Consider the following 18327-nt stretch of genomic DNA (forward strand, 5'->3'; position numbering starts at 1 on the left):
AAAGCCGCGGGTCCAGCGGCGCCCGAGACGCCCGCGTGCTCAGGACGGCTGCCTCGCCAACCCGATGGACGGCGGAATCTGGTCCGCCGAGATGCGTTGCCGGAACACCCAGTACGTCCAGCCCTGGTACACCATCGCCAGCGGGGCGAAGATCACCGCGGCCCAGGTCATGATCTTCAACGTGTACGGGGTCGACGAGGCGTTGTAGATCGTCAGGCTCCACTGCGGATCCAAGGTGGAGGGCAGCAGGGCCGGATATAGGGCGCCGAACAATAAGATGACCACCGCTGCAACGACGATCGCGGTGCACGCGAACGCCCAGCCGTCGGACACCCGCCGCCACACCAGCACCACCGCGGCCAGTTGGGCGACCACCGCGAGGCCCAGCACCAGCCACGTCCACCCGGTGCCGTAGGCGAGTTGAGTCCACATCCCGAAGCCGCCGACCAGCGCGGTCACCGGTAGCGCCAACTGGGTCGCGAAGCGGTGCGCGTCGGCACGGATCGTCCCGGCGGTCTTCAACGCGGTGAAGACCGCCCCGTAGAAGAGGAACAGCCCGCCGGTGGCCAGCCCGCCCAGCAGTGTGTAGGCGTTGATCACGTCGCTGAATGCCAGGTGGACATGGTGATCGGCGTCCACCGGCAGGCCCCGGACCAGGACCGCGAACGCCACTCCCCACAGAATCGCGGGCAGCCAGGAACCGGCGGCGATTCCGAGGTCCGCCCAGGCCCGCCACTTCGGGTCGTCGACCTTGCCGCGCCACTCGATGGCGACGGCCCGCACGATCATGCCGAACAGGATCGCCAACAGCGGTAGGTACAGCGTCTCGAACACCGTGGCATACCAGCCCGGGAACGCGGCGAACATCGCACCGCCGGCGGTGATCAACCAGACCTCGTTGCCGTCCCAGACCGGGCCGATGGTGTTCAGCGCGGCCCGTCGGTGCGCTTCGGGATCGCGGGAGCCCGCGCGGCCGAACGGCGCCATCAGCATCCCCACCCCGAAGTCGAATCCCTCCAACACGAAGAATCCGAGAAACAGCACCGCGACCAGTACGAACCACACCTGATGTAGGTCCATCGCGATGACCTCCTTCTCCGTCAGTAGGCGAACGACAGTGGGGCCACGTCGTTCTCGCCGGGCGGTGCCGGCGGAGCGGGTTCGGCGTCGTGTTCCAGCGGTCCTTCGGCCACGTAGCGTCTGATCAACCAGAACCAGATCACCGCGAGCACCGCGTAAACCAAGGTGAACATCACCAGCGAGGTGACCACCACACCCACGCTGTTCCCCGAGACGCCTTGGGCGACGGTCAGCCGGACGTTCGGGTCCCCGGTCGGGTTGGGGACGACAACCCAAGGCTGGCGGCCCATTTCGGTGAAGACCCAGCCGGCGCTGTTGGCCAGGAATGGGGTGGGGATGGTCAGCAGTGCCAGCCAGGAGAACCAGCGTTGCTGGGGGATCTGTCCGCGGCGCGTCAGCCACAGCGCGACCATCGCGAACAGCACCGGCAACAGCAGGAGGCCGATCATCGCGCGGAACGACCAGTACGTGACGAACAGGTTCGGCCGGTAGTCGCCGGCGCCGAACTTCTGCTCGTAGTGCTGCTGGATGTCACGGACCCCGTCGAGTCGAACCCCGGTGAAGCGGCCCTCGGCCAGAAACGGCAGCACATAGGGCACCTCGATCACCCGGGTCAGGTGATCGCAGTTGTTCTGCCGGCCGACGGTCAAGACCGAGAAGCTCGGGTCGGTGGCGGTGTCGCACAACGATTCCGCCGACGCCATCTTCATCGGTTGCTGGACAAACATCAGCTTGCCCTGCACGTCACCGGTGAAGAACAGCCCAACCGCGGCGACCAGCGCGACCCAACACCCGAGGATGGTCGCCGGTCGGTACATGGTGGCCGCGTCACTGTCGGCGGTGACCGGGGCGCCGCCGGCGCGCGAGCGGACCATCCACCAGGCGCTTACCGCGGCGACGAAGGTTCCGGCGGTCAAGAACGCGCCGGCGACCGCGTGCGACAGGGCGGCCTGGGCGGTGTTGTTGGTGAACAGCGCCATGATGCTGTCCAATTCGGCGCGTTTGGTCTCCGGATTGAAATGAGCGCCGACCGGGTGCTGCATGAACGAGTTGGCGGCAATGATGAAGAACGCCGACACATTGGTGGCGATGGCGACAACCCAGATACACAGCAGGTGCACCACCCGCGGCAATCGGCTCCAGCCGAAGATCCACAGCCCGATGAAAGTGGACTCGAAGAAGAAGGCGGCCAGACCCTCCATCGCCAGCGGTGCGCCGAACACATCGCCGACGAACCGGGAGTACTCGCTCCAGTTCATTCCGAACTGGAATTCCTGCACGATCCCGGTGGCAACTCCCAGGGCGAAGTTGATCAAGAACAGCTTGCCGAAGAACTTCGTCAGTCGATACCAGGCGACGTTATCGGTGAGCACCCACACCGTCTGCATGACCGCGACCAAAGGGGCTAGACCTATGGTCAGCGGCACAAAAATGAAGTGATAGACGGTGGTGATCCCGAATTGCCACCGCGATAAATCGACAACGTCCATGGGCGATCTCCCGGAGCTGCTGAGCCGATACTACGACGAAGTGTAGTAGTTGAATGCGGCGAGCACCAGGTTTTTATTGACCTATGGCTATTGCGTGCCCGGCTGGCTGAGGCCCGGCTAGGCGAAGATGGCGGCGACGGCGGGCCGGCGGCGGTGCCGATGGGCGAACATCAGCCGGATAACGCCGGACTTCACAGCCGGAACAGGTTGAACCGGTAGGCGTTCACGACCCCGGGAAGAATTCGCGCCAGCGCCGGCAGGCCGAAGCGATAGCGCCACGGCAGCGAAGCGGCCAGTTCGGGCTGCGGGGTTGCCATGGTGAGGCTTTCCCGCAGTTCCATGCCCCAGGCATTGAGTTCACGCGGCTCGTCGCAGACCCATTTCATCCGGGCGGCAACGGCTTTCATCGCACCATTGCGGTGCTGGTTCTCGATCATCGCCCGGCCGCCGGTATCGACGATGAGCTGCGATCCCGCGAACCGCTCGGTGAGATTGCGAACGACGCCGCGCACTTGGTCTTCGGGGAAGTACAGCAGTACGGCCTCGGCGACAAACAAATACGGGGCCGGGGCAGCGGCGATGGTGTCGAACCAATCGGTGTCCAGGACCGAGCCCGCCAGCATGGTGCGGCGGTCGGTGTCGGCGAAGTAGCGCCGGCGCAGCTCGATGGTGTCGGGTAGATCCAAGTCGAACCAGCGCAGCGCGCCGTTGTCGACTCGTTCGAAGCGAGTGTTGAGCCCGGTGCCGATCTCGATGATCGTGCCGCCGGGATGGTCGCGCAGGAATTGGCGGACCCAGACATCGAAGATCGCCGTGCGCAGCACCGAGCCTGGCAGCGAGCCGCCGCGAAAACGCGTGAAGTCGTAATCCAGGTCGTTCACCAGCTCAGCGGCGCGGGCATCGTGGAGTATCGGGTGCCGCTTCGCGTTATCGCGTGCGCGTCCGTACAGCGGAATCAACAGAGTTTCTTGGACCTCGCCGAGGTCGGGTTGGACTTTACCCATAGCTCACCTCAAGAATCTATGCCCGAATTTCGCTGTCAGCCTAGCCACTTTGGCTTCCGTCGTGGGGTTCGTCTCCGGGGGTCCACTGCGGGGCGGGGTGCCCGTGCGGGCTTTTATGACGCCGTCGATCGCGAAACCGAGCCGATGCCGCAGCCGACGACGGTGTGAAACTTGCGCGTAAACCTGTCAAGCTGTCAGCGAGATGGAATCAAAACTGCGTCAGCGCACCGATGGACGGCTGGACAGATCCCGCGATCCGGCGATCTTGGACGCCGCCCTGGCGGTCGTGTCGGAAAACGGATATGACGCGGCCAATATGAACGACATCGCCGCGCGAGCCGGCGTGGGAAAGGCCGCGATCTACCGACGCTGGGCGTCCAAGGCGGCATTGGTTACTGACGCTCTCATCTATTGGCGACCTGATCTGCTCACCAAGGAGGCGCCGGACACCGGCAGCCTGGCAGGTGACTTCGATGCGTTGATTGAACAGATCGGGCGCATCGATGACGACCCCGTTCCCAACGACCTGGTGTTGCGTGTCGCCTTGGAGGCCGCACACGATCCCGACCTGGCCGCTGCAGTCGACGATCTGGTTTTGGTCAAAGGCAAGGGCCTGGTCGCCAAGATCGTGGCGCAGGCCGCGGTCCGCGGTGAAATCGACCCCGACCGGGACTGGTCGATGGTTGCCGACGTCGTGCTGGCGATGGGACGGCTGCAGGGCACCCGCGGCCAGACCGCGGATGCCCGCTTCGTCCGGCAAGTGATCGACACCTTGGTATTGCCCGCACTTCGGGCGTCGCCCACGGCCTGAGCGCGGCGCTGCCGTGGCCGACATCGCGGTCGGCTTGGTCCGGCGGCCCGTTCGGCAAATATCGCTCCGGGTGGTGAAAGTCGTTGGTGGCGCCGCGCAAACCCAGCTGCGGAGGCGGGATCCATTCGACCCGGCCGTCTCGGCGTTTGACGGTTCGCCAGCCCTTGTCCATCAGTTTGTGGTCGGCGTCGCAGGCCAAGGTCAACTCGTCGGCCACCTTCGCCGATTGGTCGGGGCGCAGGGTGGTGGCCTGCCCCGGGTCAGCCGGCTGTCACACCGCGCTCGAAGATCCGGATCAGCGTCGGCACGATGCTGTGGCGGGGCACCGTGCCACGCGCCGCCTCGCTGCAAGCCTTGCCCAACAGGCCGAACAATGCGACCCGGATCCATTCCGCGCTGATCTCGGGGTCGAACACGCCTTCTTCTTGGCCGCGGACGATGAGGTCGAGGATGGGCGTGGAGTCCGGCCGATGCTCGGCGGGAATATCTTGCAATACGGCCGGGTCGGCGAACAGGAACACGATCCGATCACCCTCGGGGACGAGGGTGGTGATCACCCGTCGCATCGCCTCGATCACCGGGCCCTGAGCCGTCGCCGCCTGCCTCAAGACGTCGCTGATGACGCGGATCGAATCCATGGTGGTTTCGTAGATCAGTCGATCCCGGTCGGCGAAATAGCGGTGCAGGGTGGACCGAGCGACCTGCGCGGCCGCGGCGATCTCGGGCAGGGTGGCGGTGCGGTCCCGGGCCAGCACCGATGCTGTCGCGTCCAGGATGGCGGCCCGGGTGCGTGATTGCGCACCGGTGAGCTCCGGGCACTCGGCATTCATGATTCCCATGATAGCCACAGCATCGTCCGTTTTTAGGATGTTGACGTCCGATTAGCGGACGTTTAGCATCACTAATCGGCTGCCTAGGTCCAAGAGGGCAGCAGCGAGCGGCGGTTCGGGGGTTGAGTGTCGGCGATGAACTGGAACATGTTCGGCACCAACTGGCACCTATTCGGCAACCTAACGGCGATTTTCCTGGTGGCGCTGCTGTTCTTCGCCACCGGTGCGTTCTTTCACATCTGGCGAATGCGACGTCGACCGCCGCTGCCGATCAGCGAAGGGATCGGGGCCAAACAGGCAGTGCTGGCCAAGGTGCGCAAACGTCAACCACTGACAGCCGAAGAGCTGGAGTACGCGACGCGTTTCATCAACCAACAGCGATCACCACTGGCGTTCTGTATCCCGGCTACCAGCTTCTCGCTCGGCTGCGCTTACGTGCTCGGCAGCCTCGAGCAGCTGCACGGCGCCACTCCCTCGGAGCGGACGTTCATCGGAGTCATCCCGATGATGGGTTCGATCAACATGGCCGCGCAGCTGCTGCGGATCGTCAAGCTCAAAAGGCGGCTACCGACGGCTTCGACAGGGGAAGCCGAGTGAGCCGGCGTTCCTCGGGCAACTCCGTCCTGCCGCGTGGCTGGCTGCCGCTGGTCGCTGTCATCGCGCTGGGCATAGGTGTGGTCTGTATGGTGAAAGTCCACGAAATGTCTGACCCGGGACCGGTTTTGACTGTCCTGCCACCACAAGCACCGCCAGAGTTCAATCCGAAGAAGCTCACCTATGAGGTGTTCGGCGATGTAGGCACGGGCGGTATTCTGGACTACGTCGACCTCGACGGCCATCCCCATGAAGTCCACCTGGAGGCCCTGCCCTGGGCGCATGAGGAGACGACGATGCTCACCGTGGTGTCCGGAAGCATCTCGGTCCAGGTACGCGGCGGGTACGTCGGCTGCCGGATCCTGGTCAACGACGTGATTCTCGACGAGCACAGCGACACCCACCTGAATGCCGACATCGCCTGCCGGGTGAAGTCCGCGTGAGCGAGCATCGGGCAAAGCGGCCCTTCATGGCGCGCACGGTTCGCCTGCTGGCCATACCGATCATCGTCTTCTGGGGCCTGCTGGCCATGACGACGAATACCTTTGTGCCGAAGGTGGAGGATATCGCCGAAGAACTCGCCGGGCCGTTGGTCCCGACGTATGCGCCGTCCCAGGTGGCGATGCTGACCATCGGCGAGAAGTTCCAGGAGTCCACCTCGACCAGCATGACCATGATCGTGCTGGAGGCCGACCGACCGCTAGGACCACAGGACCACCAGTATTACGACGGGTTGGTACGCACGCTCAAGGCCGACACCGCACACGTCCAGTACGTCATGGACACCTGGGGTAAACCGATCACCGCGGCCGGAGCCCAAAGCCTCGACGGTAGGGCCGCCTATGTGCTGTTGCGGCTGGCCGGCGACATCGGCCAGATGGAGGCCAACCAGTCCGTTGCCGCGGTGCGGCAGGTCGTGGCGGACTCGAATCCGCCACCGGGCCTCAAGGTCTATGTCAGCGGTGCGGCGCCACTGGCCGCCGACACGGTGGCGACCGCGAACGACAGCCTGAACAACATCACCATCGCTACGATTTTCCTGCTCATCGCCATGCTGCTGGTGGTGTATCGGTCCGGTATCACGATGCTGGTGCCGATGTTCGGGGTGTTGATGATGATGCTGGCGGCCAAGGGCGTCATCGCGGCCCTCGGCCACTTCGGGTATATCGAACTGTCGTCGTTCGCAGTGAATATGGTCGTCTCGCTGACCCTAGGCGCCGCAACCGATTACAGCATCTTTCTGATGGGCCGCTACCACGAGGCGCGCCTGGCCGGTGAAAGCCGGGAAGACGCGTACTACACCGCTTACCGGGGCGTGTCGCACGTGATCGTCGGTTCCGGCCTGACGATCGCCGGCGCGGCGTTCTGCCTGAGCTTCGCGCGATTGAACTATTTCCACACCATGGGGCCGGCGGTAGCCATCAGCATGCTGCTGACCATCACGGGCGCATTGACGCTCGGGCCGGCCATGTTGAGCGTGGGAAGTCTGTTCGGGCTGTTCGATCCGAAAAAGAAGGTCAAGGCGCGGCTGTACCGGCGGATCGCCACGTCCGTGGTGCGCTGGCCCAAACCGATCCTGACCGCCAGCGCCGCCGCGGTGACTTTGGGCGCGATCTTCGTGCCGACCTACGAGGTGAGCTACGACGACCGTACGTACCAGCCGAGCAGTTCGCCGGCCAATCAGGGCTTCGCCGCAGCAGATCGGCACTTTTCCCGAAGCAAGTTGTTCTCCGAGATGCTGATGGTCGAGACGGACCACGACATGCGCAATTCGGCCGACTTCATCTCACTGGACCGGGTAGCCAAGGCCCTCGTCCGATTGCCCGGTGTCGCCATGGTGCAGAGCATCACCCGGCCGATGGGCCGTGCTTTGGAGCGCGCCACGTTGCCCTACCTGTTCACCTCCCAGGGCAGCGCCAACGGTCAACAGCTGCCGTTCACCCGGGAGCAGAACGCCAATACCTTCGAGCAGGCGCAGATCATGGGGCACACCATCGAAGTGCTGCGGAACACGATCGCGTTGACCCAGCGGCTGTCTGATGAAATGCATCAAACCGTGCTCACGATGGAGGATATGGAACAAGTCACCGAGCAGATGGACGAGGAGATCGCCAATCTCGACGACTGGATGCGGCCGATACGTAGCTATTTCTATTGGGAGCCACACTGTTACGACATCCCAGTCTGCTGGGCGTTCCGATCGCTGTGGGACATGATGGACAAGGTCGACGAACTGGCCGCCAACATCAAGGACGCGGTGGGATCCCTGGAAGTCGTCGACAGTCTCTTGCCGCAGATGGTCGCCCAACTCAACCTGATGGTCGAGGACCAGACCGCCATACAGTCGCTGATCACCAACAGCTACGGTCCCACCGATATCCAGTCGCAGAACACCGACCAGACCTTTTTCGACATGATCAACGTCGGTAACGACTTCGACGCATCTCGCAGCGACGACTACTTCTACATACCGCGGGAAGCCTTCGACAACGCAGACATCAAGACCGGCATGGAGTTGATGATGTCCCCGGACGGCAAGGCCGCCCGGTTCATCGTCACCCACGAGGGAAACGCCATGGGGCCAGAAGGCATTGCCGACGTCGAACAGTTCCCCAACGCGATCAGGGGCGCGTTGAAGGAGACGTCGCTGGCCGGGGCGAAGTTCTACATCGGCGGTTCGGCATCGACCAACAAGGACATCCAGGAATACGCCAAGTCCGATCTGATGATCGCCGCCATCGCCGCCTTCGTGCTGATCTTCCTGATCATGTTGGTCATCACCCGAAGTCTGGTGGCGGCCTTGGTCATTCCCGGCACCGTAGCGTTCTCCTACGCCGGTGCGTTCGGGCTGTCGGTGCTGATCTGGCAGCATCTGATCGGCCTGCACCTGCACTGGATGGTGCTGCCGCTGACGTTCATCATCCTGGTGGCGGTCGGCTCGGACTACAACCTGTTGCTCATCGCCCGGCTCAAGGAGGAGATCCCGGCCGGGCTGAACACCGGCCTGATCCGGGCCCTGGGCAGCACCGGCGGCGTGGTGACGTCGGCGGGCCTGGTGTTCGCGTTCACCATGCTGGCCATGCTCGCCAGCGATTTGCGGACCATCGGTCAGGTCGGCTCCACCGTGTGCATCGGCCTGCTGCTGGACACCTTGATCGTGCGGTCGTTCATCGTGCCGTCGCTGGTGCGGATCTACGGGCCGTGGTTCTGGTGGCCGACGTTCGTGCGGCAACGTCCGCTGCGGCAGCGTACCGCTAGGCCGGTGGCGCAGGTCGCGGGCCCAGACCAGGAATGATGTGGTCGCTGACGAAGCGGCGCACGGCGCGAGGATTGTCCAGATTTACCCGCATCGGCGGCAGCAGCTCGAAGCTGAACAGCATCCGCACGATCCATTCACCGGCGCGGCTCGCATCGAGGGCGGCGTCGACTTCGCCGCGGCGTTGCGCGGCACGGACCAGCGGCATCCACAGCGCGACAGAGCGCTGCATCAGGTCGTCGCCGCCGTGCTCGAGCAGCAGAACCAGCACGCTCTGATTGATCGCGCGCGGCTCGGCGGCAGACCGGCGCCGATGCGCTGAGATCAGTACCGCCGCGGCCGCAACCTGCTCGGCCAGGGTGTCCAGTGCGTTCACCTCGGCGGCCATGGTCTCGATGAACGCCGCGGACAGATGGTCGAGTGCGGCGGCTATCGCGTTATCGCGGGTTCCAAAGGCGTTGTGCACGGTGCCGCGTGACACCCGGGCCGTTTCGGCGACCGCGGTGAGGCTGAAGCGCCGGGGACCGAGATGGCGCAGGGTCTCAGTGGCCGCCAGGAGCAACGGCGGGGGGAGCGGTTTCGACGACTTCTCACCGAGCACTTGCACACATTATCGAAATGTGTACAAATTGATCAATATCGTTCTCGGGTGTGCCTGACACCACAATTGAAGGAGACGGCTGTGTACGACCTCACGATCACCGGTGGCACCGTCGTCGACGGGACGGGAGAACGGCGCTACCTGGCCGACGTCGGCGTCCGGGACGGGCGCATCGTGGCCGTACAGCGCCGCGCCGGAACCGATGATCCGGGGCTGACCGGTCCAGCGGCCGAAACAATCGATGCCACCGGCAAAGTCGTGGCACCCGGGTTCGTCGACATCCACACGCACTACGACGGGCAAGTCAGCTGGGACAATCTCCTGGAGCCGTCCAGCGGTCATGGTGTGACCACGATCGTCAGCGGCAACTGCGGGGTCGGGTTCGCCCCGGTGCGGCCCGGCAGCGAGGAATGGCTGATCAAGCTGATGGAGGGCGTCGAGGATATTCCCGGCACCGCACTGACCGAGGGCATCACCTGGGGTTGGGAGAGCTATCCGGAGTATCTCGACGTACTTGAGCGGAAGGACTTCGCCGTCGACGTCGGCAGTCAGGTCGCACACGGGGCGATCCGCGCCTACGCGATGGGCGAGCGCGGAGCCCGCAACGAGCCGGCCACCCCGGATGACATCGCGGCGATGAGCCGCCTGGTTCAGCAGGCCATCGAGGCTGGAGCGCTGGGCTTTTCGACGTCGCGGACGCTGACACATCGGGCGATGGACGGCGAGCCGGTGCCGGGAACCTTCGCCGCCGAAGACGAGCTGTTCGGACTGGGCCGGGCCATGGCGGCCGGTGGTCAAGCCGTATTCGAGCTGGCGCCGCAGGGCGCGGCTGGTGAGGACATCGTCGCGCCGAAGAAGGAACTCGAATGGATGCAGCGCCTGGCCGCCGAGATCGACCGGCCGGTGTCGTTCGCATTGATTCAGGTCGACGCCGACCCGAACCTGTGGCGCGAGCAGCTGGACATCTCCGCGGCCGCACATCAGGCCGGCAGCGCGCTGTATCCGCAGGTGGCCGCCCGGCCGTTCGGCATGCTGCTCGGTTTCGCCGGGCATCACGCCTTCACCCACCGGCCGACCTACCGGCGGCTGAAGGAGCAGTGCAGTCGCGCCGAACTCGCGCAGCGGCTTGCCGAGCCTGCGGTCAAGGCCGCGATTCTGTCCGAACAGGATCTGCCCGTGGACCTGTCCCAACAGTTCGACGGGATGTTCGCGTTAGTCCAGCATTCACTGCACCGCATCTACGACCTGGGCAACCCGCCGGACTACGAGCCGACCCCGGAGCGCTCAGTGGCCGCGATCGCCGCGGCGCGCGGCGAGGATCCGTTGGCGACGCTGTATGACCTGATGCTGCAGGCCGATGCCGGCGCCATGCTGATGCTGCCGTTCTTCAACTACGCCGATGGCAATCACGACGCGATCCGCGAGATGCTTACCCACCCCGCCGGGGTGCTGGGGCTCTCGGACGGCGGCGCGCACTGCGGAATGATCTGCGACGCTTCCTATCCCACCTACCTGCTCACACATTGGGCACGCGACCGGCATCGCGGCGAAAAGCTGCCCCTGGAGTACGTGGTGCGCAAGCAGTGCCGCGACACCGCGCAGCTGTTCGGCCTGGGCGATCGTGGGGTCATCGAAGTCGGCAAGAAGGCCGACATCAACGTGATCGACATGGAAGCGCTGACCCTGCAGCCGGCCCGGATGGCTTATGACCTGCCGGCCGGTGGGCGCCGACTGCTGCAAGGGGCGAGCGGGTATGTTGCGACGATCGTCAGCGGCACCGTCACCCGACGCAACGGCGCCGACACCGGCGCACGACCCGGGCGTCTGGTGCGCGGAGCGCGCTAGCTAGTCGTCCACCACCGAAAGGAACCAGCAGTTGTCTCGGATGCATCCGTGTGAGCGGGTCAGCCTCGATTTCCTCGAACGTGCGCCCCAGCGGTTCAGCAACAGCGTGGAGTTGGCCGTGACGCCCGATCAGATCTGGGAGGTGTTGGCCGACGCGCAGGCCTGGCCGCACTGGGCCAGCGTCATCACCAATGTGACCTGGACCAGCCCCGAACCGCACGGTGTCGGCACCACCCGCGTCGTCGACATGCGGGGCGGCATCGTTGGGGACGAAGAGTTCCTGGCCTGGGAACCGGGACAGCACATGGCATTTCGCTTCAACGCGAGCTCGACCTCGGCACTGGCGGTGTTCGTCGAGGACTACATCATCGAGCCCACCCCGCAGGGCTGCCGGCTCACCTGGACCCTGGCCAATGAGCTGCGAGGCCCGGCGCAGTGGTTCTCTCCGATCAGCGGCCCGCTGATGAACCTGGGGTTTCGCCGCTTCCTAGCCAACCTGCGCCGCTACACCGACCAGCGTTTCGCGACGGCGAGCCGCGGGTAGATGAGCGGATCCGGCTGGTCGCTGGAGCAGGGTTCGCCCCAGGCCGGACGGACAGCGATCGTGACCGGGGCCAACACCGGAGTCGGCCTCGAAGTGGCGCGGGGATTGGCCATCCTCGGGGCCACGGTCGTGCTGGCCTGCCGCAATACCGATGCGGCTGCGGTGGCCCGGCAAGACATTCTCCGATCGGCGCCGGCCGCGCGCGTCGACATGGTTCACCTGGACGTCAGTGACCTGGCGTCGGTGCGGGTTTGCGCCGACGAGCTGCGGGCCCGCTATCCGGTCCTCGACCTCCTGGTCAATAACGCCGGAGTCATGCACCAGACCCGGCAATTGACGGTCGACGGCTTCGAGGGTGACTTCGGCACGAATTTCCTGGGGCCCTTTGCGCTGACGGGGCTGCTGCTGGATCGCGTGCTTGCCTCCCCGGCAGGACGGATCATCGCGGTCAGCAGCAAGACCCACCGCAGTGGGCGGATCGCGTTCGACGACCTGCAGTTGACGACGTCGTTCACTTCGGCGGTGGCCTACACCCAGTCCAAGCTTGCCCAATTGATGGCGACCTACGAACTGCAGCGGCGGCTGGAATCGTCTGCCAGCCCGGTGATCGCGTTGGCGGCACACCCCGGTGGCACCCGCACCGCGATCCTGCGCGAGCAGTCCAGGGCGGTCCGCTGGGTGTTCAACAGCCGGTCTCGCTATGTGACGGGCTGGTTCACCCAGGGGCCCGCCGAGGGGGCGCTACCGATGTTGCGGGCAGCGACCGACCCGGCCGCCGCGGGTGGTCAGTTCTACGGCCCGGGTGGGCGTTTCGAGCAGATCGGCCCGCCGGTGTTGGTGCGGGCCGCCGGCCGAGCCGGTGACGCCGACGCGCAGCGGCGGCTGTGGACGGTCGCCGAAGAGCTCACCGGAGTTACCTACTCGTTGACGCGCGATCCGGCGTAGCGCCGCGAGCCGCGCTGACCGCCGGGCCGATCCACCGGCGCAGCAGGCGCCGTAGTTCGTCGCCCGGGGCGGGTAGCGGTGCCAGGATGAACGATTGCAACGTGCGCAGCACCATCTCGATGATGTCGTCGATGCCCTGATCGTCGAAGCCGGTCCAGTCGACGTCGAGGCGGTCGAGCAGGGAGTGCCCGAAGCTTCGGCCGGTGTCGGTCGTGACGGTCAACGCAAAGGCGCTGGCCTGTTGGGAGCGCAGCAGCAGACCGAGATAGGGGTCGTGGGGGAGGCGCTCCAGGGTGAGTGCGACGCCCTCGGCGACCGCTTCGCCGGGATCGGTCATTCCGGCCAGGGCTTCGGCGAGCTGGTCCAGAAAGGCGCCGGCGCCGTCGGCGGCGGTTGCCGTCAGCAGCTCCTCGGTGCTGGGGAAGTAGCGGTACACCGTCTGCCGGGTGACGCCCAGCGTGCGTGCGACGTCGGCGATGCTGGTCTGCTCGCCGCGTTCGTCGATGGTCTGGCGGGTGGCTTGCAGAATCCGTGCCACCGCCTCCTCGTCGCTGGCGGGCACATTCCCGCCCCAACCACGAGTGCGCATCAGAACCTCCGTGCCAGGGTTCGACGTCGATTCATAGCCGAAACCGTAGCCGCGGTCGCCGCAATGCCCGCCGTTGACCACGCCGTGCCCAAAGGACCCGCCCATGACGTGCAAGGTCAGCGCGGCAGATTGGGCCACCAGACTCGATCGCCGATCAGTGCGAACAGCGCTGGAATCACCAGGGTGCGAACCACGAACGTGTCTAACAGAATTCCCAAGCCCACGATGATGCCCAGCTGGGTCAGCACGATCAGCGGCAGCACCCCGAGCACGCAGAACACCGCTGCCAGCACGATGCCGGCACTGGTGATGACTCCGCCGGTGGCTGACACCGCGCGCACCATGCCGTCGCGGGTGCCGTGTTCGGGGGTCTCCTCACGGGCGCGGGTCACCAGGAAGATGGTGTAGTCCACGCCCAGCGCTACCAGGAACAGGAACGCGAACAGGGGCGTGCTGTTGTCCAGCGCCGGGAATCCGAACAGGTGCAGGCTGGCCCAGCAACCCAACCCGAGTGCCGCGACCGCGCTGAGCACCGTCGCCGCCACCAGGACAGGCGGGGCCAAGACTGCCCGAAGCAGCACGAACAGCACGGTGAGCACCACCGCCAGGATCAGCGGGATCAGCACCGCGCGGTCGCGTACCGCCCCGTCCCGCACATCGAGCGCCTGCGCGTCGGCGCCACCCACCAAGGCCCGGGCGTCCACCGCACTGACCGAATCACGAAGTCCGGCAATGGCACGGAAAGCCTCATCGGTCGCCGGGGCGGCGTCGAGCACCACCGACCACATGGTGCGCCCGGTCTCGGAAACACCCGTCTGGACCACCGAGACGACGCCCGGGACCGCAGTGATCGCCTGCTTGAGTTGCTGAGACCGGGCGGTGGGGCCGATCACGACGGTCGGACTCGCCGCGCCGTCCGGAAAGTGTGCTGCCAGCGTGTCGAAGCCGCTCACCGAGTCGGCCTGCAACCGGAACTGCTCAGTCTGCGACAACCCGATCCCGGCGCCCAGCAGCCCGGTGGCCGACACCGCCAGGACGGCGATCGCCGCGGTGCACACCAAGGCTGGGCGGCGCGCCACCGCCGCGGCCACGCGGTGCCACGGGCCCGCCAGTGTCGCTGCATCGCCGGTGGCCCGAGGAATGAACGGCCAGAACACCTTCCGGCCGACCAACGCCAGCAGCGGGGGCAAGACCAACAGCACGAATACGGCGGCCACGACCAGCCCGCAGCTGGCGCAGATCCCAAGACTGCGGGTGCTCGGGGTGACCGCCAAGATCAACGTCAGCAGGGCCAGCACCACGGTGGCGTTGCTGGCCAGGATCGCCGGGGCGGCGGCGGCCACCGCACGTCGTAGCGCGGTGCGATGCTCGGGTTCGGTGTGCAGTTCTTCGCGGTAGCGCGAAATCAGCAGCAGCGCATAGTTGGTTCCGGCCCCGAAGACCAAGACGCTGGTAATGCCTGCGGTCGAGCCGTCGAAGGTCACGCCCGCGGCGCGTGCGACATCGGACCCCACCACGGTGGCCACCCGATCAGCGAACGCGATCACCATCAGCGGTACCAGCCACAACACCGGCGAGCGGTAGGTGACGATCAATAGCAGCGCCACCACCAGTGCGGTAACCGCCAACAGCGTGACGTTGGCGCCGGTGAAGGCGTCGGCGATGTCGGCACCGAACGCCGGTCCGCCGGTGATGTGGGTCGACAGCGTCGGGGGCAAGCCGTCGGCGGCAGCCGCGCGCAGGGCTTTGACCGCATCGGTGAGCGCGAAACCGGACAACTCGGCGTTCAACGGCACCGTCGCCAGGGCCGCCTGGCGGTCGGTGGACAGCAGTACCGGCGCGGCCGGGCCGGTGAGCACCTGGGGCATCCGCGTCATGCGATCGCGGGCCGCGTTCACCGCCGTGATGTCGGCCGGCGTCAGTGGTGCACCGTCGCTGCGGGTGGCGACCAGCAGCGCGGTCGCCTGCTCGCCGTCGGCGACGGAGGACAGCGCCGCGGCGGCGCATGGCACCGAATCATCGGCCGAACAACCGAAAGTGGCTTCGGTCGATACTGTTGATGCCATGACCGACTCGCCGACGGCGATCACGCGGCGCATCTTCATCGGTACCTGCTCGTACGTGACCGCGATGACGCTGGCCGAGAACGGCATGATCGTCGGCGGGGTCGGGTCGGTGTCATTCTCACCGCCGCGGTTGACCTCCTGCGCCGGATGAATTCAGCAGACCGGGACCGGCTGATCGTCATCGCGGTGGCCGAACACACCGAAGCTGTCGACCAGCTGCGCCGTCGGCTCGGGGGACCAGTCCCACCCGGCGATCTGACTGCGGGAGCGTCTGCTGAACAGGCCGCGCATCAGCTCGTAACCTGCGGCCCGCAAGACGGTGACGGATTCACCTGAACCGCAACGCCATTCCTGCCCCAGCTCGTCGCTGATCACCAGGGTGCTGCTGTCACGCACGCGTCGGCCTGGCAGGTAACCCAGGACGTCTAGGAACGGCTGCCAATGCTCGCGGTCGATTCGCGGCAGGCCCAGTGCCTCGCGCAGATCCCCCTCATGGCAGATCGCGTCCGCGGCGAGGTTAGGCCCGGCGAATCGCTCCGGCAAACTCGCCTCTACCGCCGGGGATGCGCGTTCCCACTCGTCGAGCAGCGCACCGACCGGGCGGTCGCGACGTTCGGCGACGTGCCGGGCGGTCCAGGACTCTCCCGGTGCCCCATCGAGTCGCTGCGCCAAGACGTCTGCAGCGCCGCCGGTGAGGTGGGCCAACACATCGTGCACCGACCATCCGGGTGTCGCCGGAACCGCGAGGCTCAGCTGGTCCTCGGTGAGTCCGGCCATCAGCGTGCTGATCCTGCCGCGGGCGGCCCGGTAGCTGGCGTCAAGCATGAAAGCCTCCTGTGTCGCGGCGTCGGGAAACCATGGTGCGCATGAGTCTTTGGGCCACGGGCCGGTGGGTGGTGTTCTGCGAGGAAGTCAACAGCCAGCCGGCACCGGTTCGTACCGCGACGCTGGTGTTGATCCGCACACCCCGGCTGCGGCCCCGTGCATTTTTTGTCACTACGGCGCGTGAGTGGATCAGCGCGATGTCTGCTGTCACGAACCGCAGGGTAGATGTCTGGAGTTCCAGCCGTGTCCCTCGCAGCAGCTTGGCGAACAGCGGAGCATACGACGCGGCAATGGCCTCCCGCCCTTGGTAGCGGTCGCCCAGGAAGGTGACGTAGTCCGCGTCGGTGGTGAAGACGGACGCATAGGCTGCGGGATCGCCCGAATTCCAGCCGGCGACCTGTTGGGCGAGCAGCTTTCGGATGGCGGTTTCGTCGTCATTCATGAGGCGAGCTCCGGGCCCCGCAGGTTGGCCAGCAGGATGCGGGCCAGCAGCACCGGGTCGCGCAACCGCGAGGGGGGATCCACCAGGTTGCGCACCCGCAGGACGCGCTCGGTGACGGCGATGTCGCGGGACACGGCGGTCCCCACTGCCTCGGTGAACCACCCGCTCAGCCGGCGGCGGATCGGATGCGGGCGGCCGGCGGCAGCGGGACGATCCAGGGTCGCGTTGGCTGCCCAGATCGGTCCGATCTGGGCGGCCGCCGCCCGGAAGAAGCGCTGCGACAGGTCCGGGCCGCCATCTGCCAGGCAGTCACGCAGCGCCATCGCTTGCAGGGCAGCCACCGTCATGCCTTGTCCGTGCAGCGGATTGAGCCGGCAGAGCCCGTCGCCGATCACCACCAGCCCTTCGGGGAAGCGCGTCATCTGGTGGTAGCGGCGCCACAGTGCGCCGGTGTCATGGGCGACCGCGATGTCGCCCACCGGCGTGGCGTCGCGCAGCCCGGCCATGATCGATGCCGGGAGCATCTTCCTGGCCGCGACCTGCATGGCGGTGAAATTCCTTGGGGGAGCGCCGTAGTCACCGTGGCGGGCGATCGACAGCATCCACGTGTCGTGTTCGTAGGCCACCAGCAGCAGGCCGGGGTGGGCACGCCCCTGGTTGACGAAAACCATCTGGTCGTCGAGCCGTCCGGGCGGGATGCGCAGCAGCTGGCTGGAGTAGGCCCAAGCGGGGCGCAGGCGGTGGTCCGGCACGCAGCCGAAGCCGTGTCCGGCCAAGAAGTCGGCGGTCCGCGAGGCCCGTCCGGTTGCGTCGATGACGAGGTCGGCGCGCAGGACCTGGGTGAGCTTGTTGTCCCGATTCGTGACTCGTACACCGCGGACGACACCGCGATCGTGCACCGGCTCGACGGCGTCGTGGCCGTCGAGGAACGCGACGTTACCGAGCTTGTCGACGCGCCGACGGACGTGGAACTCCATGAACGGTCGGCTCGCGCTGTAGATCGCCAGGGCTTGGGGATCGGCGAGTGTGCCCGTCCGGTTCAGCTCGTGGCGGCCGACGCGGGCGTAGCGCCCAGACAGATCGCCGTTGTCGATCACCACCGCGCCGGCGGCGGCGAGCTCGTCGAGTATTCCGGGAAAAAGTTCGCCGAGGATTCCGGTGCCGCGGGTGAGGAAGCTGTGCAGATGGCGTCCCTGCGGGACCCCCTTGCGCTGGGCCGGGTGATCGGGGAGCCGATCGCGGTCCACGACCGTGACGGAGTCGTAGGACTCCGATGCCACTCGGGCCGCCAGCAACCCGGCTATCCCGGCTCCCAGCACCACCGCCGACGTACTCGAACTGACCATTGCAAGCCCCTCTCCGTGACGCAAGGGACCCACGATACAGACAAATTAAGAAAAATAAG

The 18327-nt window shown here is 66.2% G+C and carries 18 protein-coding genes; 8 read left to right on the forward strand and 10 right to left on the reverse strand.

What is annotated here, in order from left to right:
• Window positions 1–39: 39 nt before the first annotated feature.
• The 3 genes from cydB to BN4346_RS45905 all read right to left on the reverse strand — a co-directional run bounded on the left by cydB (window position 40) and on the right by BN4346_RS45905 (window position 3574).
• Window positions 40–1080 carry a cytochrome d ubiquinol oxidase subunit II gene (cydB, locus tag BN4346_RS45895; RefSeq protein ID WP_067976916.1) on the reverse strand — a complete coding sequence of 347 codons (1041 nt, stop codon included), beginning with the start codon at window positions 1078–1080 and terminating at the stop codon, window positions 40–42.
• 20 nt (window positions 1081–1100) lie between these two features.
• Window positions 1101–2570: a cytochrome ubiquinol oxidase subunit I gene (locus BN4346_RS45900; RefSeq protein ID WP_067976917.1), complete on the reverse strand. Its 1470-nt coding sequence runs from the start codon at window positions 2568–2570 to the stop codon at window positions 1101–1103.
• Window positions 2571–2761: 191 nt separating this feature from the next.
• Window positions 2762–3574, reverse strand: a complete 813-nt coding sequence (locus tag BN4346_RS45905) for a class I SAM-dependent methyltransferase (RefSeq protein WP_067976918.1) — start codon at window positions 3572–3574, stop codon at window positions 2762–2764.
• Window positions 3575–3776: 202 nt separating this feature from the next.
• On the opposite strand from BN4346_RS45905, the gene BN4346_RS45910 reads away from it, so the two are divergent.
• The gene (locus BN4346_RS45910; protein ID WP_067976919.1) at window positions 3777–4385 is read left to right on the forward strand and encodes a TetR/AcrR family transcriptional regulator; all 609 of its coding nucleotides are present in this window, start codon (window positions 3777–3779) and stop codon (window positions 4383–4385) included.
• Between the two features lie 260 nt (window positions 4386–4645).
• Here the strand turns inward: BN4346_RS45910 and BN4346_RS45920 are convergent, their stop codons facing one another.
• On the reverse strand, window positions 4646–5215 hold the full coding sequence (locus tag BN4346_RS45920) for a TetR/AcrR family transcriptional regulator (protein WP_078058882.1): 570 nt from the start codon (window positions 5213–5215) through the stop codon (window positions 4646–4648).
• A gap of 135 nt (window positions 5216–5350) precedes the next feature.
• Here BN4346_RS45920 and BN4346_RS45925 point away from each other — a divergent pair, with 135 nt between their 5' ends.
• Genes BN4346_RS45925 through BN4346_RS45935 form a run of 3 tightly spaced genes read left to right on the forward strand, consistent with a single transcriptional unit; the run spans window position 5351 to window position 9104 of the window.
• A complete protein-coding gene (locus tag BN4346_RS45925) occupies window positions 5351–5812 on the forward strand; it encodes a hypothetical protein (RefSeq protein ID WP_067976920.1) in 462 nt (153 codons plus the stop codon).
• A complete protein-coding gene (locus BN4346_RS45930) occupies window positions 5809–6252 on the forward strand; it encodes an MmpS family transport accessory protein (protein ID WP_067976921.1) in 444 nt (147 codons plus the stop codon). Before BN4346_RS45925 ends, BN4346_RS45930 begins: the two co-directional genes overlap by 4 nt.
• Window positions 6253–6278: 26 nt before the next feature.
• The gene (locus BN4346_RS45935) at window positions 6279–9104 is read left to right on the forward strand and encodes an MMPL/RND family transporter (protein WP_067976980.1); all 2826 of its coding nucleotides are present in this window, start codon (window positions 6279–6281) and stop codon (window positions 9102–9104) included.
• On the opposite strand, the gene BN4346_RS45940 is transcribed toward BN4346_RS45935, so the two are convergent.
• Window positions 9064–9666 carry a TetR/AcrR family transcriptional regulator gene (locus BN4346_RS45940; RefSeq protein WP_067976981.1) on the reverse strand — a complete coding sequence of 201 codons (603 nt, stop codon included), beginning with the start codon at window positions 9664–9666 and terminating at the stop codon, window positions 9064–9066. The genes BN4346_RS45935 and BN4346_RS45940 overlap by 41 nt on opposite strands.
• Window positions 9667–9747: 81 nt before the next feature.
• Here BN4346_RS45940 and BN4346_RS45945 point away from each other — a divergent pair, with 81 nt between their 5' ends.
• The 3 genes from BN4346_RS45945 to BN4346_RS45955 are packed head-to-tail and all read left to right on the forward strand — an operon-like array spanning window position 9748 to window position 13000.
• Window positions 9748–11511, forward strand: coding sequence for an N-acyl-D-amino-acid deacylase family protein (locus tag BN4346_RS45945; RefSeq protein WP_067976982.1), 1764 nt, complete (start codon window positions 9748–9750; stop codon window positions 11509–11511).
• 40 nt (window positions 11512–11551) lie between these two features.
• Complete coding sequence (locus BN4346_RS45950; RefSeq protein WP_067976922.1) at window positions 11552–12055, forward strand: SRPBCC family protein; 504 nt, start codon at window positions 11552–11554, stop codon at window positions 12053–12055.
• Window positions 12056–13000, forward strand: a complete 945-nt coding sequence (locus tag BN4346_RS45955; RefSeq protein WP_067976923.1) for an oxidoreductase — start codon at window positions 12056–12058, stop codon at window positions 12998–13000. It begins immediately after the preceding gene.
• Here the strand turns inward: BN4346_RS45955 and BN4346_RS45960 are convergent.
• Complete coding sequence (locus tag BN4346_RS45960) at window positions 12969–13589, reverse strand: TetR/AcrR family transcriptional regulator (protein ID WP_067976983.1); 621 nt, start codon at window positions 13587–13589, stop codon at window positions 12969–12971. The genes BN4346_RS45955 and BN4346_RS45960 overlap by 32 nt on opposite strands.
• Before the next feature lie 116 nt (window positions 13590–13705).
• Window positions 13706–15655 carry an MMPL family transporter gene (locus tag BN4346_RS45965; RefSeq protein ID WP_235653801.1) on the reverse strand — a complete coding sequence of 650 codons (1950 nt, stop codon included), beginning with the start codon at window positions 15653–15655 and terminating at the stop codon, window positions 13706–13708.
• Here BN4346_RS45965 and BN4346_RS47920 point away from each other — a divergent pair.
• On the forward strand, window positions 15654–15806 hold the full coding sequence (locus BN4346_RS47920; protein ID WP_154677681.1) for a hypothetical protein: 153 nt from the start codon (window positions 15654–15656) through the stop codon (window positions 15804–15806). The genes BN4346_RS45965 and BN4346_RS47920 overlap by 2 nt on opposite strands.
• A 2-nt stretch (window positions 15807–15808) precedes the next feature.
• Here the strand turns inward: BN4346_RS47920 and BN4346_RS45970 are convergent, their stop codons facing one another.
• Genes BN4346_RS45970 through BN4346_RS45980 form a run of 3 tightly spaced genes read right to left on the reverse strand, consistent with a single transcriptional unit; the run spans window position 15809 to window position 18268 of the window.
• Window positions 15809–16480, reverse strand: coding sequence for a maleylpyruvate isomerase family mycothiol-dependent enzyme (locus BN4346_RS45970; RefSeq protein WP_067976924.1), 672 nt, complete (start codon window positions 16478–16480; stop codon window positions 15809–15811).
• Window positions 16473–16922: an SgcJ/EcaC family oxidoreductase gene (locus BN4346_RS45975; RefSeq protein ID WP_067976925.1), complete on the reverse strand. Its 450-nt coding sequence runs from the start codon at window positions 16920–16922 to the stop codon at window positions 16473–16475. The genes BN4346_RS45970 and BN4346_RS45975 overlap by 8 nt, the downstream gene beginning before the upstream one ends.
• Complete coding sequence (locus tag BN4346_RS45980) at window positions 16919–18268, reverse strand: NAD(P)/FAD-dependent oxidoreductase (RefSeq protein WP_067976926.1); 1350 nt, start codon at window positions 18266–18268, stop codon at window positions 16919–16921. Before BN4346_RS45980 ends, BN4346_RS45975 begins: the two co-directional genes overlap by 4 nt.
• Window positions 18269–18327: the final 59 nt, after the last annotated feature.

Source organism: Mycolicibacter icosiumassiliensis (assembly GCF_900078685.2).
Classification (GTDB): domain Bacteria; phylum Actinomycetota; class Actinomycetes; order Mycobacteriales; family Mycobacteriaceae; genus Mycobacterium; species Mycobacterium icosiumassiliensis.